This is a genomic window from Streptomyces sp. NPDC031121 (genome assembly GCF_055570615.1).
Window position 1 is genome coordinate 1 of sequence record NZ_JBVIGV010000027.1, and the last position, 4,110, is coordinate 4,110.

Consider the following 4,110-nt stretch of genomic DNA (forward strand, 5'->3'; position numbering starts at 1 on the left):
TCTCAAGGAACGGACGCTTCCTTCGTACTCACCCGCAGTAACACTTACTGGGGCTTTCCTCCGGGCTTTCGTTCTTCGTTTCCGACTCTATCAGACTCTTTCGTGTCCGATTCCCGGTCGAAGCGGGTTTGCCTTCAGGTCCCCGCTTTCGCGTTTCCCTTTCGGCGAGACCGACTCTATCAGAAGTTTTCCACCGGATTTCCCGGCTTCGAATTTCCGAACACGGAGTCGACTGTGCACCCGGGGCTCGAAGTCCCGGGTACGAGGTCTGCTTGGGGTTTGTTGCCGAACGATCCGTTCCAGGCAACCGCTCCACTCTACATCCGTCCCCCACGCGTGTCAAAGCCCCCAGCCGTCACGCCCCGGGCCCGAGGACCGATGAGTTTCCCGCCCGGCTCCGGTCTCTATCCGGTAGACACAAGCAAGCCGGATCTTCCCGAGGAGTGAGTCGCATGCAGATCGTGGTCACCGAGTTCATCAGCCTGGACGGCGTCGTGCAGGCGCCCGGCGGTGCCGACGAAGACCGGGACGGGGGCTTCGCCCACGGCGGCTGGTCGCACCCGTTCTTCGACCCGGAGGTGGTCGGCGGCGCCTTCGACGCCGCCTTGGCCGATGCGGAGGCCCTCCTCTTCGGGCGCCGCACCTGGCAGACGATGGCCGGCGCGTGGCCGGAGCGCGCAGGCGACCCCTTCGCGGACCGTATGAACGCGCTCCCCAAGCACGTGGTCTCCTCCACGCTCACGGACGCCGAGCTGACGTGGAACAACACCTCCCTCATCGCCGGCGACAAGGCGGTCCCCGCGATCCGGGAGCTCCGTGACCGCGAGGGCGGCAACCTGGTGGTGATGGGCAGCCCCTCGCTCGTCCGCACGCTGATCGAGGAGGGCCTGGTCGACGAGCTCCGCCTCAACGTGATGCCGGTCCTCCTCGGCGGCGGCAAGAGCATCTTCCCGACGGCCGGCAGCAAGCGCCCCCTGCACCTGGTCTCCGCGGTCACCAGCCCCACCGGCGTCCAGGTGTGCACCTACCGAGCAGCGGAGGGCGCATCGGCTTGATCGGTGTGTGTCAGGGGACCGGGCCGGTCCCCTGACACACCGGCCGGTCCGCTCCACCCGTGGTCCTCCGGGAACTGTCCGACCGTGCGGTCCGGGGGCGGCGTGCCAGATCCCGCGCGAGGCCTCATGCCCACCGCCGTCGGCTCCCTTGGCCCGCCGGGCGCCGGTTCTGCCGGGGCGACACCCGCAACCGATCGCAGCGCGCACGGCCCGGCGGCGGCTGCGCAGGCAGACACCCGTCCACCGGGCGGGCGCACGGGCTGGCGCTGCCGGGCCCGCCAGGCCCGCTAGGCGGGAGCTGAAGAACCGATTCAGGTACCACGCCCAAGGTCGCAGCGGCGATGGGACCGGCGGCCGAGGCGCCGGGGCCGCCCGCATGCCTAGGTTGGCGCGGACGGCGAGCGGCACCACGGGAATCGGGGGCGGGTATGGCGGTGGCGATCGTGACGGGGGCTTCCCGCGGTCTGGGCCAGGCGTTGGCGGCGGAGCTGGCGGCGCAGGGCTGGAGCGTGGTGGTGAGCGCGCGGGACGGCCGCCGGCTCACCGAGCCGGCCGGCAGGCGCGGCGTGGTCGCGCTCGCAGGCGACGTACGCCATGCCGGGCACCGCGCCGAGCTGGTGGCCGCGGCCCGGCGGCTCGGCGGGCTGGACCTGCTGGTGAACAACGCGGCCGTACTCGGGGCGGAGCCCCTGGTGCCGCTGGCCGAGCAGTCGCCGGCCGGGTTCCGCCACGCCCTGGAGGTGAACCTCGTGGCACCCCTGGCGCTGATCCAGGAGGCGCTGCCGCTGCTGCGGGCGTCACCCCGGGGCGCCGTCCTGAACGTCAGCTCGGCCGCGGCGGCCGTGGCATACGCGACCTGGGGGGCGTACGGGGCGACCAAGGCGGGCCTGGACCTGCTGTCGGGCGTCCTGGCCGTGGAGGAGCCGGAGCTGCGGGTGTGGTGGGCGGACCCGGGGTCAATGGGGACGAGGATGATGGCGGCGGCCGAGCCGGACGTACGCCTCGACGCGCTGCCGGCCCCAGAGGAGGTCGCCCCGCTGCTGCTGCGGCTGGTCGAGGAACGGCCGCCGAGCGGGCGGTACACCGCACAGGGCCTGGCGGCCATGGCGACGTAGCCCAGTGGTCACGCAGCAGCCCCGGCCGGAGCGGTGGGCATGGCCAGGGTGGTGAGGTCCCCGCGATCGGCGGAGCGGATCGTGACCGGCTGGTCGTGTCCCCGCAGGTCGAGCAGCACCTCGGGCCCGATCGCGGTGCTCACCGCGGGGTACAGCGTGGTCACCTCGAACCGCACCCGCAGCTCCCGCCCCGCCACGGTGGCCGGCAGCACCAGGCGAGGCCCTGCGTCGTCGACCGCTCTGACGGCCAGTCCGTGACCGCCGGCCCGCAGCACGACATCCTCGCCGGGCTGCTCCTCCAACGCCCGCAGGAGCAGCTCCTTCGACACCGTCACCCGAGTGGTGGCCTCGCCCAGCGACGCGAGCACCAGCCGGTGATCGGGAAACTCCTCGGGCACCAGTCGGCAGTGCCGGTCCCCTCGCCCGCCCAGGCGGAACCGGATGCCGTGGGCGGCTGCTTCGAGCCGTACCAGCGGGCTGCGCCGGATCTCGCCGACGGTGACCCGCAGCTCGTCGCCGTCGACGGTGCCGGCCCATGTCTGCACCGGCCCTTCGACCGGGACGAGCGTCCTGGTGGCGAGCCGGTACCGGTCCGTCGCAGTCAGGGTGACCGCCTCGGCGTCTACCTCGACGCGCAGGCCGGCGATCGCGGGCATCACCGGCTCGTACGCGGTCGCGGTCAGGACCTGCTCGACCGCATCCGCCAGCACGGGCCCTTTCACCGTGGCAAGGCGAAGCCCCGCCTCCCCACCGAGCGAGGACCTGATGACGGCGGCCTTCTCCCGCACGGCCGCGGCCTGGTCCGCAATCCGCGCGACGTGCTCGTCGAGGAGCCGGGAAGCCTCGGCGGCCCCCGCACCGAGCACGGCCTCGACGGCGGACAGCGGCATGGCCAGTTCACGGAGCCGCCGCAGCGCGACGGCCCGGGCCAACTGGTCGGGACGGTAGTAGCGGTAGCCCGATACGGGGTCGGTCTCGGCGGGCGGCATCAGCCCGGAGTCGGCGTAGAAACGCAGCGCACTGGAGGTCAGACCACTGCGTCGGGCAAAGGCCCCTATCGGCATCAGCTCGTCATCTGGCACCGCGTCATCATCGGACTTCGACCAACTCGAAGGTCAAGCCCGCACACCGCACCGCCGCTGCTAGAGGTTGACCCGCTTCAGGTAGACCCGCCGGCGGTGGGGGATGGTCTGGTACCAGAGGAGGAGGTGCTCGTCTTCGTACGTACGGAGCCGCATCGGGTTCGGGTCCTCGTGCAGGCTGCCGTCCTTGGGGTCGATGCCCAGGGAGGCCAGGTCGACCAGCCCGTCCATGACGCCGCCGACCAGCAGCTGCTGTTCCGCCAGCATGTCCCCGAGGACCCAGAGGCGGCTGGGGTCGCATTCCCATGCCCAGCCGTTGTCACTCTCGACGCCTTCGCCGCGTGGGGTCACAGACCGATTTCCCGCTGGGCCTCGGCCAGGATCCGGCTGCTTGTTGCCATGGCGTCCTGGAACTCCTGCTCGGTGGACGCGGGGTCGCCTGCGACCCGTTCCGCTTCGCGGAGGGCGGCCGCGCGCGCCGGCCACCGGTGGATCGCCACGTGGGTGGCCCACTTGGTCAGGAAGAAGCGGAGCGGGTTGATCGCCCCGGTCTCCGCTGCCCGGTCGAAGGCCTCGTGGCATTCCCTGTCGAGCGCGGGCAGGCTCGACATGTCGATCCGCCGCACGGCGTCCCTCAGGGCTTCACGTGTCATGGCCGGCTGGGGGATGAGGGGGCGGTCGCCGTCTTCCACCTGCTGTGCTGTCATCGGACTCCTCCAGGGGAACGCGGCCAGGATACCGACGCCGGCCTCGCACCGCCCTGAAACGCAGGAAAGCCCCGCACCATGACTGGTGCGGGGCTTTCCCACAATGATTGTTCGGCGGCGTCCTACTCTCCCACAGGGTCCCCCCTGCAGT

General features: G+C 71.6%; 5 protein-coding genes. 2 read left to right on the plus strand and 3 right to left on the minus strand.

All coding sequences use genetic code 11. From position 1 onward, the window contains the following. Positions 1-452: 452 nt before the first annotated feature. Complete coding sequence (locus ACZ462_RS31645; protein WP_467809981.1) at positions 453-1,055, plus strand: dihydrofolate reductase family protein; 603 nt, start codon at positions 453-455, stop codon at positions 1,053-1,055. 428 nt (positions 1,056-1,483) lie between these two features. Next, the gene (locus ACZ462_RS31650) at positions 1,484-2,170 is read left to right on the plus strand and encodes an SDR family NAD(P)-dependent oxidoreductase (protein ID WP_467809982.1); all 687 of its coding nucleotides are present in this window, start codon (positions 1,484-1,486) and stop codon (positions 2,168-2,170) included. 8 nt (positions 2,171-2,178) lie between these two features. On the opposite strand, the gene ACZ462_RS31655 is transcribed toward ACZ462_RS31650, so the two are convergent. Genes ACZ462_RS31655 through ACZ462_RS31665 form a run of 3 tightly spaced genes read right to left on the minus strand, consistent with a single transcriptional unit; the run spans position 2,179 to position 3,959 of the window. After that, positions 2,179-3,252 carry a DNA polymerase III subunit beta family protein gene (locus ACZ462_RS31655; RefSeq protein ID WP_467809983.1) on the minus strand — a complete coding sequence of 358 codons (1,074 nt, stop codon included), beginning with the start codon at positions 3,250-3,252 and terminating at the stop codon, positions 2,179-2,181. A 60-nt stretch (positions 3,253-3,312) separates the two neighbouring features. Beyond that, positions 3,313-3,603: a hypothetical protein gene (locus ACZ462_RS31660; RefSeq protein ID WP_467809985.1), complete on the minus strand. Its 291-nt coding sequence runs from the start codon at positions 3,601-3,603 to the stop codon at positions 3,313-3,315. Continuing rightward, positions 3,600-3,959: a DUF6247 family protein gene (locus ACZ462_RS31665; protein ID WP_467809986.1), complete on the minus strand. Its 360-nt coding sequence runs from the start codon at positions 3,957-3,959 to the stop codon at positions 3,600-3,602. Before ACZ462_RS31665 ends, ACZ462_RS31660 begins: the two co-directional genes overlap by 4 nt. Positions 3,960-4,110: the final 151 nt, after the last annotated feature.